We start from the raw sequence: 19,265 nt of genomic DNA, 5'->3' as shown, positions 1-19,265 counted from the left end.
AAAAAAAGGAGGGCAATTTCTCTAACCTAAAACAAAAGGAAAATACATTAAAAATATCTCAACCTCAATTTTTCTTTAAAATTAGAGCGGCCAAATAAATAAGAAGAGCCATTGACCAAACCTCAATTTTTATTAAAATTTCTATACCATAAGGAAGTTTTTCCTAAATATTTTAAGCATATTAAGTAATTTATTATTATTTTATCCGCCATCGTGGAAATATAAAAAATACAAATGGATACTTTATCAACCATTTTCCTCATTGGCGCCCTATTCATCATTATGACCGGAATGGGCCTATCACTAACATTAAATGATTTCAAAAGGGTATTAAAATTCCCTTTGGCCTTCTTTACTGGCTTTGTCAACCAGATTGTTTTTCTTCCCCTTATTGCCTACCTGCTCATTCAATTTTTAAATGTAAATGCAACTGTGGCTATTGGCATCATGATTTTGGCTGCTTGCCCAGGAGGCGCTACTTCCAATCTATTAACACATTTAGCCAAGGGAGATACTGCTTTATCTGTATCTCTGACAGCGGTCAATAGTTTAATTACCATAATCACCATTCCATTGATCGTAAACTTTGGACTCAGCGAATTTATGAGTGAATCAACCCGCATAAATGCTCCTGTCGGAAACATCATGACTTCTTTGGTAATCATCATTGCCATTCCATTAATTCTAGGGATGTTGATAAAAAAGTTTGCACCGAACTTTGCCTTAAAAATGGATAAACCTGTTCGGATAGCTAGTGCCTTGGTATTATTCCTGGTGATAGTGGGAATCCTAGTTAAAGAAAGGGATCAAATAGTGGAGTATTTTGAAAATGCTTTAGTAATTACCTTGGGTCTAAATATTACCACCATGCTTATTGGATTTTTATCAGCAAAAATTATGCGTTTAAATTTTAAGCAAGCCTTATCTATTTGCTTAGAATCAGGGAATCAAAATGGCACCCTGGCGATTAACATTGCCGTAGTTTCCCTGGCCCGACCCGATTTTGCTATGGCCGCTGCCGTCTATAGCTTAATCATGTATCCGACAGCCATTTTACCCATCTTAATTGGAAATAAACAAGCTAAAAAAGAAAAGGAAATTAAGATGGCTTAAATCATTAATGGGAAGTTTAAGAAGGAAATATTAATTCAAAAGATTAATTTCTTATTTAATGGCAGGTTTTTAATGATTTATAGAGGGAATTTTCAATTAGACTAGTGTAAAAAAATTTAGATTTTTTGCCTTAAAAAGAAATGTTGCATCTATAAAAACCTAATTAATTTTTTAGCTATTTATATCTGCACCATTTCTTTTAAGAAGTTTTCAAATTAAGGGTTAGTTTCCAATAACAGAAAATCAATTAGTTGAAGTAACCATAGAGTCATCATTTATTCTGCCCATAAGTTTCCTTTTTCCAGAGACTCCCTTCTTTTTTCTTCCTCTCCAAAGTAAGAAACCTGTTATGGGCAAACTTGTAGCAATTAAACTGGCAAAAAAGGCTAATACTTTTCCCGTTAATCCAGCAATCGCTCCTGTGTGAATATCAATATCCAACCGAACTAACTTGTCTGCAAAAGACGCCATTGCGTAATCACCGCTCCTTGCGGGATGAATATTTGTTTTTTCCTGTAGACTATATTGATCAAAATAGTGCATTTGACGGTTATAATATAAGCCAAGCTTTGAGGAAGTCAATACCTGAATAGGATCCTCCTTTTGAATTGGTAAATAATAAGCAAAAAAGGAATTTTCAGGATGTCTTTTCTTTACATCTTCAAAAATGACATCCATAGGATTAGCTTTTTCCTCAGGTGTAACAACTTCAAAATCTGATTTATAGGCAAATTCTTTGGGCAATATTTCACCTCCCGAAGCTACCCAGTAAACCGATGACTTAAACCAGTCAAAGCCCATGGTCACTCCGGAGATAGCTGTAAAAATCGCCACCCAACTCATGTAAAAACCCAGTACACTATGAAGATCATAATTTACCCGCTTCCAGCTGGAATTCCAGCGAATCCTAAACCGTTGCTTGCTGGCAGCCTTGTTCTTTGGCATCCAAAGAATAATTCCAGAAATCATCAGGATAACAAAAATTAAGCATGCTGTGGAGGCAACGATATCTCCATATGGAATTAATAGCGTAGTATGAAGAAAAAGGATAATGGTAAAAAAGTCTGCCCTCATGTTTTTCTTTTTTAACACCTCCCCTGAAATAGGGTCTAAAAACACGGCATCGTAGTATCCTCCCTCACCATAAAAGAGTGCCATGGTAGATCGTCCTTCTCCTGGCTGATACATCCTCCTTAAATCCTTTTCTGGAGATTCCTTTTGTGCAATTGCGGTAAGTTCTGAAAGGGGCAAAGCCTTTCCCTCTACCTGTTGGGTAAACCGATAAGGCTGTGTCATATCCTGGAGCTCTTGCTCAAATGCGTAAATACAGCCTGTAATTCCCAAAATTAACACCACAAGCCCGGATGTTAATCCGAGCCAGAGATGAAATTGTCCTATGATTTTCTTAAATAGGTTCTTCTGTTGTGTCATAAAGTTGAAACTTAGTTGGCCGACAAGCTATAGATTCCTTTTAATTCAAGGCCTTCCACTTTTGCTCCTTTTACCGCAGTAGCCGTTTCCGGATCAATTTGATAAACAAAGGTTTCTTCCCCATTAGAAACTGCCATAAAAGCTTTACCTTCCTTAACCAATACAGGCGTCATGAGCTGTCCCCAATGTTTAGGTGCACCGCTTACATTCTTGATTTCTTTGGTAACAAGATCAACAACAGCAAACTCACAAATGGCTTTTGCATTTTCTGAATTGCCAAAAGCAGAATACAATTCTGAATCGTCTACAATCTTACGGACAATAACTTTATTGTTTCCTACGTAATGCATAAAGTTGATTTTTTGCCCTTGAGTGGCAGAGTTGTTTTCAAAATCAATTATATAAGCAGGATCAAAATCGGTTTCCCCATTTTTAATTCTCAAAATAGCGGATGGATTACCCGAAGGGGCTACCCCTGAAGCATAAGAATTGGAAGAATAGGCATAAATATCACCATTTTTCGTCTCAATCAACCCATTGTTGTTTCCATAAATACCAAGAGTTCCTGTTCTTTCATCGGTAATTTGCTTTTCAAATTCCATTTCAGGGTAACTAAATACAGCTACTTTGGCCTTATCAGTATCAACAGGGTAAAACTGAGAGGTTCTTTGAAAATAAGAAACGAATAAATAATTCCCACGTTGTATCATACCTGTTGGCCAAGCAGAAAGATCATTATCTTCCTCAAGATCGATAGGTAAACTAAAATCATCCAATTTTTCTAAGGTGTTCATATCAAACGAAGTGATTTTCTTAGCAGAAGTAGCGTCTCTTCGTCCACTGATGAGTAAAAGAGTATTTTCATCCGTAGTAGTTGTAACGCCGAGCTCGTCTTCGAAGGCAAACTCCCCTCTAGAAGTTAAGGGGCTTTTTAAATCATAAGCCTTTATAGACCGACTGGTAAATGAGGCACTAAAAAGGGTATTATTATAGCTAATATAACCATTATAGCCATTTTGTTCGATTCCATTTCCTACAGCTGAAATGACCCCCTCCATTATATTATCAGTTTCCACGATAACATCGAGAGACTCTGTTCCATAAGGACTTAGGGCCAAAGCAAACTTTGCTCCTTCAGGAATATTTGGGTCGACTTCATTTTTTTCACAGGACATTAGAAACAAAGCTACCACTGTGCATAAGGCCGATAAAAAAGTAAAATTCAGCTTTTTCATTTTAAAATAGATTTATGAATTAATTATTGTTTTACTAGAAAATATCGAAGCTTGAGGTCAAAGGAACGGCCCGGCTTTTGAAGCCTATAGTTATCAAAGACCTTTGCATCAAAAATATTATTGATTGAAAAGGAGGTGTTATATCTACCATCCTTATTGGAATAAATTAGTTGCAGGTTATGAACATATTGCCTGGGAATATCTATTTTATCATTAGCGAGTTCTGACCAATTTAAATAGTATCTCTCCCCAAAATTGCTTGTATAAGAAACACCTAATTGCCCGGGTAATTGAAATGGTTTTTTGGCAACCACGTTCACTAGCATATTACCAAATAAAATAGGAGTATTAGGTATACGAGAACCATAATAGCTTTTATCTTTATCTCTACTTCGAATATCCTGGTAAGTAAGGTTGGCTCCTAGGGTTAGCCAGTTATTGAACTCATAATTGACACTTCCCTCCCATCCAAGGGTGCTTACATTAGATTCATTCTGAAATTGACTGTTGAATGTCCTTGCCACTTTCCTTATGAAATCTTTTGAACCTCTGTAAAATTGGTTCCCTTCAACTATTAACTTATGTTTAGCACCAAACCTTTTGTTCATTCGGAAACCCAAATTTGCATTAGTAGAGATCTCTGGCTGCAGGCCAGTGTTGGATACTAGCAGTAAACCGTCACCGAGTATTTCTTCAGGCTCTGGAAAACGGGTAGCTTGTTCCAATGAGATTTTCAACTGAAGATCATTCGATAATTTGTAGGAGGTGGCCATTCCAAACCCAAACCTATCTAAGGAAAAGTCTACCGGAAAAGGTTCATCTAAATAGTTTTCCGGCATATTAGTAGCCTGAATTGAGAAGAAGTAATTCTTAGTAAAAAGTGTAGTACTTAATTTCTCTTTAAATAATTTCAACTGGTACGATAAGCCAATCACTGATTTATGAACAAATTGAGGTTCACTAAAAGCCTCCGAATATAAGTCGCGATAAGGGTCCTCATTAATGCGTTTTAACCAATTCGTACTAAAATTGGCGGCTACCTGTTGTTTAGGATCTATAGCGTACTGCAAAGAGACATTGGCTAAAAGGTTCTTTGACGTAGTCGTGAGGTACTTTTTACCCTTGTACTCTCCCTTATCAGAATCCTCAGCACCTCTATAAGTATAATTTCCATACCAATCGTACTTGCGACTGCTTGTATCATTGTTGATAATTTGAGGTTGGGCATAGACGATAAAAGCCTTAGTATTTAGCCCTTTAACCAAAAGGTCTTTTTTAACATAATTTAAGGTCGTTAAATAATTTTTTTCCTTTCGATTTATCTGTCCAAAAGGCAGATAATCTAATTGAGCAAAATTCTGAATTTCCTTATAGTTTTGAGCATACCAAAAGCCAAGCATTAACTCATCAGCATAAGCTCTTTCCAGCACACCAAAAGACACCTGCCCCATTGAGGACTCATAGGCATCATGAAATCGTTCCACTTCTGTGGTTTCGCCTTCAGGAGGTATTACACCATTCTCAGTAATTCGGACCCCTGCTTTGTAATTATTATCCGAATAATTATAAAAAGACATTGTCCTAACCGTAAATCCCGATTTAGGGTTATACCATTGAGCATTTAAACTGGCACGATGCGTATTAAAAGAACCAATGGAATAAGAGGCGTCTAAAAAAGACATGGGTTTTCGGTTGGTCACTACATTAATGGCACCTCCTAAAGCATCAGCTGATAAATCAATAGGTACAACCCCTTTATAAACCTCTATATTTTCAATTAGGTTAGCAGAATAATTATTAAGACCTAAAGCAGAACCAAAATAATCCATAGGAACCCCATCAATAAATACTCTTACCTGCCTCCCCGTTAGACCGTTAAGAGACAAATTAAAAGAGGATCCCAATCCCCCATCTTCCCTAATATTGATTCCAGGAACGGTATTCAGTACCTGATTTAAATTAACGGACACATTGGCATATTTTTTTGATTCAACAACTGCAATGCTATAAGCCTTTTCTCGATTCTCTTCGGCTAAGGATTTCCCGTATACTACTAACTCGTCTAGCTCCTCACTACTTTCCTTTAGAGTAACCTTCAAATAAGGGGGATTAATGTTTGCTGAGATCGTTATTTGTCGGGTTTCAGATTGAAACCCGACAGATTGAATTTTTATTATTTGAGTACCTTCCCCCAGTTTTAAACTGAATTCCCCATTTACATCTGAAATTGCTCCTACCTTACTTTCTACTGCCAGAATAGTGGCTCCAATAATAGGTTCCCCTTTTTCATCAAAAACCCCTCCTTTTAGGGTTTCTTCCGCCCAAGCATTGGACAATCCTAGGAATAAAAAGAGCAAAATGGTAAAATTAAATTTCATAGAAGGTGTTTTGGTTATTCTTAATCTTTTGAAAATTCTCAATGCTAAATTGGGAAAAGTAGATGCCCTTTATCCATCATTTCATGGCTTTTGACTTTTCAGATAGCAGACAAACTTTTCCCTTTAAGCTTTCCATTAGAAGTTATGAGGAAATCAATTTATAATCCTGCGATAATGTCCTGGGGTAACTCCATTATGTTTTTTAAATGTTTCAATAAATTTACTCGTGCATTTATATCCTGCCTCCATTGCTACTTGCTCTACTGTCACTTTCTTTTTCCTTAATAGATCCTTAGAAAACTCCATTCTCTTATTAATCAAATAATTATGGACAGTTGTATTAAAGAAGGCTTTAAATCCTTTTTTTAACTTGAACTCGTTTAAGCAAACCTTTCGAGACAGTTCTTTTAAAGTCAATGGATTCCCAAAATGTTTATTGATGTAATTGCGAGCATCGTGCAGTTTATCAATATCCTCATTTGACAAATATTTTTCGCTTGGTCTTTCATGTATTAGAACAAGGGCATTTTTCAAGACTTCTGTAACCAATTGATAGGCATTAGCTTTTAATTTCATAGTCCTCATTAGCCCCTTATCTTTATTATCCCAAATCTCTTCGATTAAAGAATGTATAGTTAAGGGAAGAAAACCCTTTTGTGAAATATTATAGGGTAACCTAGCATAGGCTTCAAACCTATCATGAGCAAAAGATCCCATCTCAGGCATCATCTCCCGAAACCCCTGCTTATCTATAAAAAGCGTCAACCATTTAGGGCTCCCACCGACCGGATAGATCTGATAATTCTTGGTACTATTATTAAAATAAGTTCTACAATAGCCTTTACTCAAGCTTAACCCATCTTCCTCATTGGGTGCTGATAATTCGCATCCACAAAGCACGAAATTCATCTCCACAAAAGCCTTTGTTTCATTAAGTGGAAAGGTGAAAACTTCATTTACTTTCAACTGATTAAGAGAAATAGATATGTTATCATCCACTTTAATACATTCCAAAGTCCCACTAACTTTTTCATTTTTGTTAATGGAAACTTTGGTAGTTACTCCATCAAAGAAATAGCGAGCCCCCATAAGAGAGGCAACATGTTCCCATATATTCATGAGTTGGATTCTTTTGGTTTATCATGGCTTTAAAAGTTTAATGTGTATGGAGTGATGCAAAATTGTCCTTTATCTAGACTAAATCCAAATAAAAATAACAATTAATTCACAACTATCTGAATTTCAGAGATTAAAAATTTTCTAAAACAAAATACAAGTGCTTCTCCCATGCCTAATCTTCACAAAGGCTAGCATAAATTTATCCTAAATAGCGTATTTTTAATCCTGATTGGAATATTTTATAAGCAAGCTAGGATCTAATTTTACATTCGAAAGTTTACCAGTGTATGGAGTAATCAAAGACCTTTAATGGTCCCTTTTGATTAGCATTGATATCAACTTTTTAATAAAAGACGAAGAGAAATAATTGCCTTAAATTCATTTATTTAGAGATTATAAATCATACCTATAATCCAAAATCATCTACTTTTACTAAAGGCCTTTCTCCCATCATCTAAGCAAAAAAGTTTTTAATATGCTTTAGTTGAAAATCGATTAATTATTCCAAGAAACTTTCAGATGACGATTATTAATTCAACCTTAACACCTGCTTCCCCCACCAGGAAGGGATTAGGATTTCCTTTCTTGTTCCATAATTCAGGTGTTAACCAGAAAATCTATAAAAACTACATGCACATGGCAGTAGGCCATGTGCTCAACTTTTTAGAAAATCGGGATACCCCTTTTTCTGGTGTTCAACCAGAGGAGCTCAAAAAACGCTTTGACTTAATCGACCTCGATAATTCCCAGCAAAATGTCGATTTTGAAAAAGTACTAGAGGAAGTAAAAGATCTTTATCTGGACCATGCCGTTGCCTTTCATCATCCTAAATACATAGCACATTTAAACTGTCCTATACTAACACCTGCCATTGCAGCGGAAGTACTAATCAGTTCTGTCAATTCTTCTTTAGATACTTGGGATCAAAGCGCAGGAGGCACCCTTATTGAACAAAAATTGATTCGCTGGACTTGTGACTTAATTGGCTACAAGGATCAGGCAGATGGAATATTTACCTCTGGTGGGACACAATCCAATCTAATGGCTTTATTAATGGCCCGTGATCAATTTTGTCAGGAAAAGCTTGGTGTCAATATCAAAATAGATGGACTTCCTCCCGAAGCCTCCCGTTTTCGCATTTTTACTTCTGAAAATAGTCATTTCAGTATCAAAAAGAATGCTGCAGTTTTAGGCCTTGGCCATAAATCCGTAATCGGTGTTCCCGTTGATAATCAATTTCGCATGTCCACCTCAGCGTTGGAAGAAGCTATCAAAGAAGAACTTAATAAAGGAAATATTCCAATAGCAGTCATTGGTACAGCTGGTACTACGGATTTTGGAAGCATTGATCCCCTGGAAAAAATTGCTAGCATTGCTTCAAAATATCAACTTTGGTTCCACACAGATGCAGCTGTGGGAGGAGCCTTGTTGATGAGTAGCACCCAAGCATCTCGTTTAAAAGGAATTGAACATTCTGATTCGGTCACTATAGATTATCACAAAACATTCTTTCAACCTGTAAGTTGCAGTGGTTTTTTGTTTAAAAACAAGGATGCAGCCCGTTATATCTGTTATCATGCCGATTATTTAAACTCCAAAGAACAGGAAAAGCAAGGGCTTCCCAATAATGTGAATAAATCCCTACAAACTACTAAACGATTTGATGCACTCAAATTATGGATGACCCTTCGCACACTAGGACGAGAGATGCTTTCTAAGCATTATGAGTATACCTTGTTACTGAGCAAACAAGCTGCTCATCTAATAGGGAAAGACCCGGCCTTTGAATTACTCCATCAACCAGAACTGAACTGCTTAGTTTTTCGATTTAACCCAGGTTCAAATTTGAATGAGGAACAATTAAATGTCCTAAACCTGAACATCAGGCAGTCTTTATTTAAGGAGGGAAAGGTAATCATTGCAAGTACCAAAGTAAGGGGAACCACCTACCTGAAATTTACTATCCTAAATCCCCTAATGACTATCAAAGATTTTCATTTCATACTAAATCAAATTAAGCAACATGCAGACCTCCATCAATAACTATAAACCAGAAATCAAAGCCCTAGCATTAGATCTTGCCACCAACTCCTATTTAAACAGCTATTTAAGAGAAATCGATGGTGGAGAAAGGTATTTCCAAAAACCTAAATATGATCCGGTAGTTGCAGAACTTTTTGAAAGGCGGAATCATGAGAGGTGGATAAAGATTCCTTTAAAAAAGCATAAAAAAGATATTTTCTGTGCTTTAACTTATTTCTCACAAACTGGGCGCCACAGCTTTGCTCTTCCCGTTGTAGTCCGAGATCAAGCCTCTGACCAAATCAGAGCATTAAACTTTGAGGAACTAGTTACCCTCACTTTGAAGGAATATGAATTATCGAACCAAAAAAACGATGGGGAGGAAATAGAAGTCAATGTCGTTAAGGATCGGCTTAATAATCATGTTCAGAACCTATTTTTGTTCCTGGAGTGGCATGCTTCCCACCCTGAGAAATTAAATAGAATAAATGGAAAAGTTCAAAATTTTATTGAAGCCGAACAAAGTTTGATCCTAGGCCATGCCATGCACCCATTGGGCAAAAGTCGACAGGGATTCTCCAAGGAGGAATTACTACAATATTCTCCGGAAACAGGGGGACGTTTTGCATTAAACTATTATTTGGCCGACCCCTCCATTGTTTGGCAGGATACCACTTTAGATAAGCCCATAGATCAACAGTTAAAAGAAGAATTATTGGCAGATAATTCTGTTCCTTCGGACATTAAAGATAAAATCAAAAACAAAGAAGAATGGAGCCTTTTACCGCTGCACCCATGGGAGGCAACTTATTTAAATCAGCAGCCAGATGTAAAAGAACTTCTAAAAAATAAACTGTTGGTTGACCTGGGTGTCTGTGGCAAAAAATTCACTGCCACTTCTTCTATCCGAACGGTATATCATGAGGATAGTGATTTCATGATCAAGTTGTCCCTGGATGTAAAAATCACCAACTCCAAACGGGTCAACATACCCAAGGAGTTGTACAGGAGTGCCGAAATGGGCCGATTATTTGAAAGTTCGTTTGGTGAGCAAATTCGAAAAAACTATCCCACTTTTGAGGCTATCACCGACCCAGCCTACATTGGCATAAAACACAAGGGACAGGTCATTAATGGGTTTAATACCAGCTTTCGAAATAATCCGTTCAAAACGGATCAAAACATCAGTTTACTAGCTGCCATATGCCAGGATGGAATTCTTGGATCTCCATCCCGCCTGCAAATAATAATCAACTCTATTTGTGAGAAGGATAATTGTAGCCAAACGGAAGCCTCGGAAGAATGGTTTAAACGCTACCTGGCAATAGGCTTTCGAAATTTGGTTCATATTTACAATGAATTTGGGCTTGCCTTTGAAGCACATCAACAGAATACGCTAATACGTTTGGATGAAAAAGGTTATCCTGATCGATTCTTTTTTCGAGATAATCAAGGGTTCTTCTTCCTGGACTCAAGAATTTCAGAAGTGCAAAAAATAATCCCAGAGCTGGGAGAATTAAGTGAATCCTATGGTCCAGCTGAATTTATCAATTCAAAACTGACCTATTACCTTGTTATTAATAATATTCTGGGCGTTATCAATGCCATGGGAAGAGCAAAACTTTCTAGTGAAAAGCGGTTGTTGGAACTTTTCCATGAAGAGGCTTCTTCCCTGCACCAACAAGACAAAACTGGATTTTTGGCCTATATCCTTCAAGAAAGAGCCTGGGAGGTGAAAGGAAACTTGCTCACTTCCCTCTATGAAATGGATGAGGTTATACGCCCGATTGATAACCAATCTGTCTATGTGGATTATCTAAACCCTCTTCATTTAGTCCATTACCAAAAAGACCTTTTAAAGCCCGAAACTATAGATATTCTTTTTGAGCGTTACTTTGAAAAAAGTGATCTAACCGTTTCTGTCCGACCCTTTGATTTTGAAAAAGGAGATCTGGAATTATTGCACAAATGGTTTCATATGGATTATGCCAAACCCTTTTGGGCCATGAATATGTCCTTACAGGAATTAGAAGCCTTTTACCTCAATCTTTCCGCTTCAGATTATGCACATCCTTTTATAGGCATCATAAATGGAGAAATCCTTTTTACTGTTGAAAGTTATTGGTCGATTTTTGATGAACTAGGTAAACACTATGATGCAAAACCTTCGGACTATGGGGCGCATTTTATGATTGGGCCTCGGACATCCTCACAAAAACAGTATTCCTTGTATGCTCTTCGAACAGTGGCAGAATTTTTCTTTAGCCACCCTAAAGTTGAAAGAATAACCGGGGAGCCAAATGCAGAAGCTAAACCTATGATTCAATTAGCCAAATTGATAGGCTTCCAAAGTATTAACAAAATAAAACTCCCTAATAAGGAAGCTTCTTTACTTTTCCTTACCCCTGAAAACTTGGAGGACAAATTCCCTGAAAAGGACGGGTTCATTAAGCGATTAAATGAAGAGCTGTATGAAGCTCAAGGCTAAATGGAAACAAGAAGAATTTATTAAAAGAATAAAAAGAACACCCATGGAAAAAATGGAATATGATTTTATTGGCATTGGTATTGGTCCCTTTAATCTTAGTCTGGCTGCATTAGCAGATCCTTTAAAAGAAATGAATGGCCTATTTTTTGACCAAAGGAAAAACTTTAATTGGCACCCGGGAGTGATGTTGAAGGACACCACTTTACAAGTGCCCTTTTTAGCCGATTTTGTGAGCATGATTGACCCCACCAATCGTTTCAGTTTCTTAAACTATTTAAGAGAAAACAATCGGATTTACCAGTTCTATATTCGTGAGAACTTTTTCATTTTCAGAAAAGAATATAATCAGTACTGTAAATGGGTTATTAGGCAACTGACCAACTTGAAGTTTAGCCATCAAGTCGAGAACATTCATTATGACACCCGGACAAAAAAATATGAGGTTAGTGTCATAGATTTAATCAACCAAAAAACGAAAACTTATTTCACCAAGAAACTGGTTTTGGGAACAGGAACCACTCCTCACCTACCAGAATTTTTAAAAAATGCTCATGCTGACCACTGTCTGCATAGTAGCGATTACTTGTACCGTAAGGAAGCACTTCTTTCCAAAAACTCCATAACCATTGTAGGTTCAGGACAAAGCGCGGCGGAAATATTTCTGGATTTAGCTCGTGAACAGAAAAATCATCGCTTCCATTTAAACTGGTTTAGTCGGCCGGACCGCTTTTTCCCTTTGGAATACTCCAAACTCACTTTAGAATTGACTTCTCCGGATTATGTGGATCATTTTTATCATCTTCCTCCACACAAAAGAGAGAAAATCCTTTCAGCTCAAAACCAATTGTACAAGGGGATAAACTATGATTTGATCAACGAGATTTACGATTACCTTTACCAACGCTCCTTAGATCAGGAAAAAATTCCTATTAGTTTACGTCCTTGTTCGGAATTATTTAAGGTAGAAGCTACCCCTGGTCAGGCCACCGAATTGAATTTACACTTCCGGCATACCCAATTAGAACGCAACTTTACCGAGCCTACGGATGCACTCATCTCCTGCACGGGTTACAAGGCTAGTATCCCGAAATTTATCGCACCTATTCAGGAGCAAATTCGGTGGGATACGAAAGGTCGCTATGATGTACATCGAAATTATGCTATAGACCATGAAGGGAAAAGCATTTTTGTACAAAATGGGGAACTTCACACCCATGGATTTGTAACCCCAGATCTAGGAATGGGAGCCCAGCGTAGTGCAAGCATCATCAATTCCATTTTAGGATACATACATTATCCTTTAGAAGAACAAATTGCCTTTCAGCAATTTGGAACTCCTTCCAAAGATATGGGTAAGGAAGAAATTTCAGATTTATTTAACCAAATGAGTCCTGCGAATTAAAACCCTAATCAATTCAATAACGATTTGAATTAATTAACCATAAAGTTTTCACCGAAATAAATAATAAAGCAATGACAAAGACAATGAAAACTCAAACACCAGCTTTATTTAAGGGAGCAGAAGTTTTGAGAAAAGATATTTGGGAAAAAGTAAATAAAGCTAATATCATTAAATCTATTAGCGAATTAATGCACGAATTACTTTTGAAACCAAGAGTACTTCGGGAAAACAATGGAAAAACTTATTTTGAACTCGCTACTGATTCAGAAAACATTTCCTATCGTTTTTCTGCAGAACATCGTCAAATGGATTATTGGTATATTGATCCTTCTTCCCTTGTGAAGGTAATTAAAGGAGAGGAATACCCAGCCATAGATGCTATTGCTTTTTATACCGAACTTCAACAAAGTATCGGAATTGAACCTTTTACCCTTGCACACTTTATTCGAGAAAGCTCCCACACCCTTTTTGCTGATGCTAATTTTATTGCCAAGGGTCGATTGACTGCTGATGAATTAGCAGATGCCGATTATCAAACCATTGAGCACCACATGGAAGGTCACCCTTGGGCCACTATCAATAAGGGTCGCATAGGTTTTAATGTAGAAGATTATTATCAACATGCCCCTGAATCTGATCAATTGATCCGTTTAAAATGGGTGGCTGCCCATCAATCAAGGGCCACTTATTTTGGAGTTGATTCACTCCCTTTTCAACTGTTAATAGAACAAGAACTGGGAAAAGAAAAGGTAGGTGAATTTAAAAACATCCTTCAACAAGAAGGGGTGAATCCTGAAGAATACTTGTTCATTCCAATTCATGATTGGCAGTGGCAAAATAAGTTAGCCTTTCTATTTGGACAGGATATTGCTCAAAATAAACTTATTCCCTTAGGAGAAGGAGAAGATCAGTATACCCCACAACAGTCTATCCGAACCTTTTTAAATGTAGACCGCCCAGAACGACTTTATGTAAAGATGGCTGTATCCATATTGAACACAGCACTCTACAGAGGGTTATCTCCTGATCGTCTTAAAGTTGCTCCTGCTATTACGCAATATATGAAGGCAAGAATGAGTAATGATAGTTTTCTCAATGCCTGTGGCTTTGTGATGCTAGGGGAAATTGCTACTATCAATTTCCGTCATCCTCATTTTGATCAACTGGACCAAATCCCCTACTATTATAAAGAGATGCTAGGTGTAATTTGGAGGGAAAGTGCCAGTCCATTCCTAAAAGAGGGAGAAAGAATGATGACCATGGCCGCTTTAATGTATGTAGATGATGAAGGAGACTCCCTAATTGGGTCACTGATTAATAAATCAGGATTAACCCCTAAACAATGGATGAAAGCCTACCTCGAAGCCTATTTTAAACCGTTAATTCATTGTTTTTATAAGCACCAATTATGTTTTAGCCCACACGGGGAAAACACCATTCTTGTATTGAAAGATTATATTCCGCAACGGGTCATTGTAAAAGATTTTGTAGAGGAAATAAATTTAAATCAGGAGGCACACGCCAAATTACCTGAGGAAATGCAACCCATCATCAGAACTATTGAGGATGAGTTTATCACCCTATTCATCTTATCTGGAATTTTTGATGGTGTTTTTCGCTACATTAGTAATGTTTCTCATAATTCTATTGATGGGTACACGGAAACGGATTTCTGGAAAGCCGTACACAAAATTATTGATGATTATCAAAAAGACCATCCGGAATTTTCAAAGTTATTTCAGAAATTTGACCTCTTTGCCCAGGAATTCAAAAGGGTTTGTATTAACCGGGTTCGCCTGCTTACGGTTGGATACAAAGATGATACAAGCTTCCCAATGCCGGAAATTGTAGAAACACTGAAAAACCCCATTGCAGCTTATGTTTCTGAAAAGGTGACTTCATAAAATTATTCTCCCCTGAATATATCTTTTAACAATCAGGCTGTTTCAAAGTGAGACAGCCTAATTTTTCCTCTTATTTCTATATATAATCCCAAATGGTTTTAAAAAAATTTCCTTTTTTAAGGATAGGAATAATTGGTTCTTTGTAAAAAAGGACAAAATTCAGAAAACAAACCATATCCATTCTTCAACTTCATCTCAAATTAAAAAGTAACCACCTTACCATTAAACTTTGAATCATTTAAGGAAATTACAGCTTCAAAACAAGAGAAAAGATAACGCTTGAAAATGGTTTTTCAGCTCTGTTTTATTCCTTTCAAAGAAATATAATCGACCATAAAACCCTTGTTTTCATTGATTATAAAAATAAAACCCATCAAGTTATAAAATGAAGGAATTCCTTCTTTATTTGATGATAAAACCTACTATTTAGTCTGTTATGTAAATTATCTCATAACATAGAAAATAGCCGTTTAAATTTCATTAAAAATGCAACCCTGGCCGGTACCTCAGGTGTTATGGTCCCAAAATTCATCAATGCAAATAAAATGAATGAAATCCAAAGTGAAATAAAAGAAGAACCAAAAGTCCTTTTTTTCGATGTGAATGAAACCTTACTTGATCTAACCTTCATGAAAAACAGTATTGGGAAAGCACTTGGAGGAAGAAATGATTTGCTTCCTTTATGGTTTACCACCATGTTGCAATATTCTTTGGTCGCTACAGTAGGGAATCATTATGAAGACTTTGGAGCAATTGGTGTGGCAACTTTAAGAATGACTGCGGAAAATAATGGCATAAATCTCAGCGAAGAAGAAGCTAAAAAAGCAGTGGCCCCAGTACAATCTTTACCCCCTCATCCTGAAGTAAAAAGCGCATTAGAGGCGCTAAAGAAAAATGGCTACAAATTAGTTTCTTTAACCAATTCCTCTTACCAATTATCAAAAACACAATTTGAAAATGCCAGGTTAATCGATCTTTTTGATGAAAGATTAAGCGTAGAAAATATAGGAAAATTTAAGCCTCATCAGGATGTCTATAATTGGGCAGCACGAAAAATGAAGGTAAAACCAAATGAATGCTTACTTACCGCAGCCCATGGATGGGATGTAGCTGGCGCTTTGTGGGCCGGTTGGAGAGCAGCATTTGTAAAAAGAATGGGTGCACAATTATATCCTCTTGCTCCTACTCCAGAAATTGTAGAACCAAACCTCAAGTTAATTGCCGAAAAACTAATTGCGCAAAAAAAATAGTTAAAAAATAAAATTCCCCTTCTACTGAAATACCATTCCTCAGGTGAAGGGGAAAGAACTTGTAAAAAGCTAAAGAACTGTAATAAGTTTTATTTTTGTCTGTTAGTTGGAAAGGAAAATTTATCACCCTATTTCCCGCCAAATACTTAATCCCTCAGTAGTCATAAAAGAATTCTAACGGTGCGAGCATTGGCTAGGCATTGAAGTTTTAGCATCACAAGTATTCTTCACTTTATTTTACTCAGCAGCGACTGGCTTCTTATCAGCGATTTTTCTCTTCATATTTTTCTTTCCAACTTCGCTCTATCCCATTTTGAAGTATTGGCTGCGCCTTCATATGTGGTTTGCAAAAAGTCATAAAGGGTCTTTTCAGGATCATCAGATTTTTGGACATCCTCATATTTCAAGAAAAACTCTCCCATTTCGGTGCTATAAAAAGCTTCTTTTGGCAAAACTTTTTGCTCTCCAAAAGCTACAGCACTTGGATAGGCATATGCATAAAAAACGGGTTGGGGAAAATCCTTGGAGCCTGGCCAGAAACCAGCACTACTTACCTCTTGTGAATAGGCTTCCTGCATGACCTCCAGTGACATATTTGGCATCCCTCCTTGATGTAATGGAGCAACATTTCCGGAAAAACGAGTGACTGCCAAATCAAATGCTCCCCAAAACAGATGAACCGGACTAGCCTTCCCAATAAATTCGCTTCTAAATTGATTAAAAACGCAATTGGCCTTTAACATCGCTTGCCAGAGTGCATTGGCCGCATTTGGGTCATAGGATTTATTGATTCGATTTTCTGCAAAAGGAATGGCCGGATCTAATTCATTTGGCTTGGGATGTATTTTTATATTAACGCCAATTTCTGATAATTTTTCAAATAGTTCGGCATGAAAATCGGCTACCGTTCTTGGATATAAATCCATACTTAATGTCGTAGAATTGGAGCATTGTATGAGCAGTTTATGCGCTCTAAAGTCGAAATCAATTTGAAAAATACGTCCCTGGTAAGGAATCCCATGGGTAGAAAAACCAGATGAGGTTACATAAAGTGTAGTATGCCAGGAGTGATTTTGCCATGGCATAGTCTTTAGCCTTACTTTTCCCACAATTTGAATCCATTGGTGTAAGGTTTCAATAGTGTCTTGCATTTCTACGAAATTTAAGACAGGCCATTTGGATGAATTGGTTTTAAATGCCATCATTCTTATAATAGTTAAAGTGCTTGTTATTAATCTTCTAAATAACCGAATTTACCTTCATTAAAATCATTAAAAGCCTGCATAAGCTCCTGTTTAGTATTCATCACAAAAGGGCCGTGAGCAGCAATTGGTCCGTTAATGGGCTCTCCGCTTAATAATAATGCTACGGTATCTTCCTTGGTGGTAATTGAGAATTCTTCTCCACGGTTTTCAAACAAAGCAAAATTATTTGTCGGAACCTTGTCTTTATCATTCACCTTAAGGCTTCCTTCAAGCACCAAAAGGGCCGTATTGTAAGCAGCTGGAAAGCTAAGGTCTACTTTTGCACCTTGTTTAATTTTTATATTATAAAGATGAAGTGGTGTAAAAGTGGATGCGGGGCCTTTTATTCCTTGATATTCCCCTGCAACAATTTCAACTTCCCCCATATTATTTTCCAACATAACCCTTCCCATACTCCTATTGGTAATGGCCTGATATTTTGGCTCCGACATTTTATCCTTGGCAGGTAGATTCACCCATAACTGAACCATTTGAAAGATGCCTCCTTTCTTGCTCCATTCCCTTTCATGAAACTCTTTGTGTAAGACACCGGAAGCGGCAGTCATCCATTGTACATCCCCATCCTCAATAATACCTCCACCACCGCTACTGTCATGATGTTCTATTTTACCTTTGTAAGCAATAGTAACTGTTTCAAAGCCTCTATGAGGATGGACTCCAACCCCTTTGGGTGTATCGCTCGGAGGGAAATAAAAGGGTGCATTATAATCCATCATAATAAATGGACTCAAGCGTTGCATGCTTAATCCTTGACTACCGGGAATAATGTTATGTACATTAAAGCCATCTCCGACAAAGTGTTTACCTGCCGGGGTTATTACTTTTTCTATTTTTTTTGTTGCCATACCATTTAGTCTTTATGATACAAAGTTGGCAACAATAGTTTAGCCTGGTATTGATGTATGATAAGAAATCTACTTTTTAAAATTTTTTAGGGCTAAGTCTTTTCTTACCCTGCTAAGACTTTCCGGTGTAATACCCAGGTAAGAAGCAACCATTATTTGAGGAACCCTAAGCAAAATGTCAGGATATGTCTTAGTAAAAGCTAAGTACCTTTCTTCAGCAGTTGCACTTAAAAGTTGGTAAACTCTCTTGGTCATGTTCCTGATATGATTGTGCAGAAGCTTATTATTAAATTCCACAAACGCTGGATTAGACTCCGAGAGTTTAAGTATAAATTGCTCGTCTAAAAGAAAGGCTTTTGTGTCTTCAATTGCCTGAATAAAATAAGAAGAGGGTTGCTTAAAAAAAGTACTTTCACGGTCACTAACAAACCAACCTTCAGGAGCAAACTGAATGATATGTTCCTTCCCAACACGGTTAATTCCAAAGAGCCTAGCAAGCCCTGTCTCAATAAAAAAGTAATTTGTGCAAACTTCGCCTTGTTGAAGTAAATACTCCCCTTTTCGAAAATGCTTTATTTTAAAATTAGCAATAAGCTCATTTAGCATTTTTTCATCAAGATCAACATTAGAAGTAAGAAAAGATGTTAGCTTAAAATTATTCATCTGTCGGTATTAGATTTATACTATTGCAACTCAAAACCCCGATAAGCTCAGTGAGCATATCGGGGTTTAAATGTATTAAAGATAGTTTTTTATCCCGGAAATTAACAAACCTGCCCTAAAGTAGGCATAAATATTAGCTTTCACCTTTGG

Annotated in this window: 13 protein-coding genes; 6 read left to right on the top strand and 7 right to left on the bottom strand. The window is 37.0% G+C overall.

All coding sequences use genetic code 11. The features are described 5' to 3' along the window. The first annotated feature begins 234 nt into the window (after window positions 1–234). On the top strand, window positions 235–1,113 hold the full coding sequence (locus E1171_RS20955; RefSeq protein WP_155208026.1) for a bile acid:sodium symporter family protein: 879 nt from the start codon (window positions 235–237) through the stop codon (window positions 1,111–1,113). Between the two features lie 243 nt (window positions 1,114–1,356). Here the strand turns inward: E1171_RS20955 and E1171_RS20950 are convergent, their stop codons facing one another. The 4 genes from E1171_RS20950 to E1171_RS20935 form a co-directional block, all read right to left on the bottom strand. Beyond that, a complete protein-coding gene (locus E1171_RS20950; protein WP_155208025.1) occupies window positions 1,357–2,544 on the bottom strand; it encodes a PepSY-associated TM helix domain-containing protein in 1,188 nt (395 codons plus the stop codon). Window positions 2,545–2,555: 11 nt separating this feature from the next. After that, window positions 2,556–3,779 carry a DUF4374 domain-containing protein gene (locus E1171_RS20945; protein ID WP_155208024.1) on the bottom strand — a complete coding sequence of 408 codons (1,224 nt, stop codon included), beginning with the start codon at window positions 3,777–3,779 and terminating at the stop codon, window positions 2,556–2,558. 23 nt (window positions 3,780–3,802) lie between these two features. Continuing rightward, entirely contained in the window at window positions 3,803–6,157 is a 2,355-nt protein-coding gene (locus E1171_RS20940; RefSeq protein WP_155208023.1) for a TonB-dependent receptor, read from the bottom strand. 153 nt (window positions 6,158–6,310) lie between these two features. After that, window positions 6,311–7,276 (bottom strand): helix-turn-helix transcriptional regulator, encoded by a 966-nt coding sequence (locus tag E1171_RS20935; protein WP_155208022.1) that lies wholly within the window; start codon window positions 7,274–7,276, stop codon window positions 6,311–6,313. Window positions 7,277–7,795: 519 nt separating this feature from the next. Between E1171_RS20935 and E1171_RS20930 the strand changes: the two genes are divergently transcribed. The 5 genes from E1171_RS20930 (at window position 7,796) to E1171_RS20910 (ending at window position 16,342) form a co-directional block, all read left to right on the top strand. Then, the gene (locus E1171_RS20930) at window positions 7,796–9,319 is read left to right on the top strand and encodes a pyridoxal phosphate-dependent decarboxylase family protein (RefSeq protein ID WP_155208021.1); all 1,524 of its coding nucleotides are present in this window, start codon (window positions 7,796–7,798) and stop codon (window positions 9,317–9,319) included. After that, the gene (locus E1171_RS20925) at window positions 9,300–11,786 is read left to right on the top strand and encodes a GNAT family N-acetyltransferase (protein WP_155208020.1); all 2,487 of its coding nucleotides are present in this window, start codon (window positions 9,300–9,302) and stop codon (window positions 11,784–11,786) included. The genes E1171_RS20930 and E1171_RS20925 overlap by 20 nt, the downstream gene beginning before the upstream one ends. Beyond that, window positions 11,770–13,188 (top strand): lysine N(6)-hydroxylase/L-ornithine N(5)-oxygenase family protein, encoded by a 1,419-nt coding sequence (locus E1171_RS20920; protein ID WP_246164467.1) that lies wholly within the window; start codon window positions 11,770–11,772, stop codon window positions 13,186–13,188. Before E1171_RS20925 ends, E1171_RS20920 begins: the two co-directional genes overlap by 17 nt. A gap of 71 nt (window positions 13,189–13,259) precedes the next feature. Beyond that, the gene (locus E1171_RS20915) at window positions 13,260–15,092 is read left to right on the top strand and encodes an IucA/IucC family protein (RefSeq protein WP_155208019.1); all 1,833 of its coding nucleotides are present in this window, start codon (window positions 13,260–13,262) and stop codon (window positions 15,090–15,092) included. A gap of 545 nt (window positions 15,093–15,637) precedes the next feature. Continuing rightward, window positions 15,638–16,342 carry a haloacid dehalogenase type II gene (locus E1171_RS20910; RefSeq protein ID WP_246164465.1) on the top strand — a complete coding sequence of 235 codons (705 nt, stop codon included), beginning with the start codon at window positions 15,638–15,640 and terminating at the stop codon, window positions 16,340–16,342. 278 nt (window positions 16,343–16,620) lie between these two features. Here the strand turns inward: E1171_RS20910 and E1171_RS20905 are convergent, their stop codons facing one another. The 3 genes from E1171_RS20905 to E1171_RS20895 all read right to left on the bottom strand — a co-directional run bounded on the left by E1171_RS20905 (window position 16,621) and on the right by E1171_RS20895 (window position 19,115). After that, entirely contained in the window at window positions 16,621–17,547 is a 927-nt protein-coding gene (locus tag E1171_RS20905; protein WP_155208017.1) for a DUF5996 family protein, read from the bottom strand. A gap of 26 nt (window positions 17,548–17,573) precedes the next feature. Continuing rightward, window positions 17,574–18,452: a pirin family protein gene (locus E1171_RS20900; protein ID WP_155208016.1), complete on the bottom strand. Its 879-nt coding sequence runs from the start codon at window positions 18,450–18,452 to the stop codon at window positions 17,574–17,576. A 69-nt stretch (window positions 18,453–18,521) separates the two neighbouring features. Continuing rightward, window positions 18,522–19,115 carry a Crp/Fnr family transcriptional regulator gene (locus tag E1171_RS20895; RefSeq protein WP_155208015.1) on the bottom strand — a complete coding sequence of 198 codons (594 nt, stop codon included), beginning with the start codon at window positions 19,113–19,115 and terminating at the stop codon, window positions 18,522–18,524. Window positions 19,116–19,265: the final 150 nt, after the last annotated feature.

The organism is Xanthovirga aplysinae (assembly GCF_009711365.1).
Lineage (GTDB): Bacteria > Bacteroidota > Bacteroidia > Cytophagales > Cyclobacteriaceae > Xanthovirga > Xanthovirga aplysinae.
This window is presented reverse-complemented; position numbering and strand designations above follow the sequence as displayed.